Source organism: Caldimonas caldifontis (assembly GCF_002930615.1).
GTDB lineage: Bacteria > Pseudomonadota > Gammaproteobacteria > Burkholderiales > Burkholderiaceae_C > Caldimonas > Caldimonas caldifontis.
On sequence record NZ_PSNX01000033.1, the window covers coordinates 1 to 526 of the forward strand.

Genomic DNA, 526 nt, shown 5'->3' on the forward strand with positions numbered 1-526 from the left:
GACGAGGTGCCGGTGTAGCCGGGCGACACCGCAATGGCGCCGTAGGTGCCGGTGGCCGTGGGGTAGTAGAGCCGCCCGCCGCCGAAGCCGCTGACCAACCGGGACACCGAGGTGCTGCGGATGGCGAAGGGGCCGTCACGCTCCAGGGCGGCCGCCGTGGGGTCGGGCCCTTTCTGGAACTGGGCATGCGCAGTGCCGGCCGTGCACAGCAGGGCGGCAGCGGCACAGGCCGCGAGGGAAAGCGATCGAAGCTGGTTCATGGGTGTCTCCTCTGGAGATGGATCAAGGAAAGCCGAATGCCAGCGGGTGCTTTGTTGGCGTGGGAGTACAGCCCAGACATGTCGACAGGAATGCGGCGCGCCGCAAACAGCACGGCGCGCCGCAAGCTCGGGGCTCAGTACGGGCAGTTGTTGTACGAGCGCGAAACCTCGAAGCTGCTGACCACGCGGTTGTACTCGGTGCCGCAGATGAAGGGGCTGTAGCGCGTGTCGTTGTCCACGAAGCGCTTCATCCACGAGATGCCGAG

The 526-nt window shown here is 66.9% G+C and carries 2 protein-coding genes; both read right to left on the reverse strand.

Annotation, left to right across the window (positions count from 1 at the left end; genetic code table 11):
• Positions 1-260, reverse strand: a 260-nt coding sequence (locus C1704_RS17375; RefSeq protein WP_473206053.1) for a poly(ethylene terephthalate) hydrolase family protein, incomplete at its 3' end; no start/stop codon positions are given.
• A 134-nt stretch (positions 261-394) separates the two neighbouring features.
• A complete protein-coding gene (locus C1704_RS18030; RefSeq protein ID WP_473206054.1) occupies positions 395-511 on the reverse strand; it encodes a poly(ethylene terephthalate) hydrolase family protein in 117 nt (38 codons plus the stop codon).
• Between the last annotated feature and the right edge of the window lie 15 nt (positions 512-526).

Coding starts and splice junctions, on each gene's coding strand:
- C1704_RS18030 (WP_473206054.1), bottom strand. CDS start 511: ATGAAGCGCTTCGTGGACAACGACACGCGCTACAGCCCCTTCATCTGC.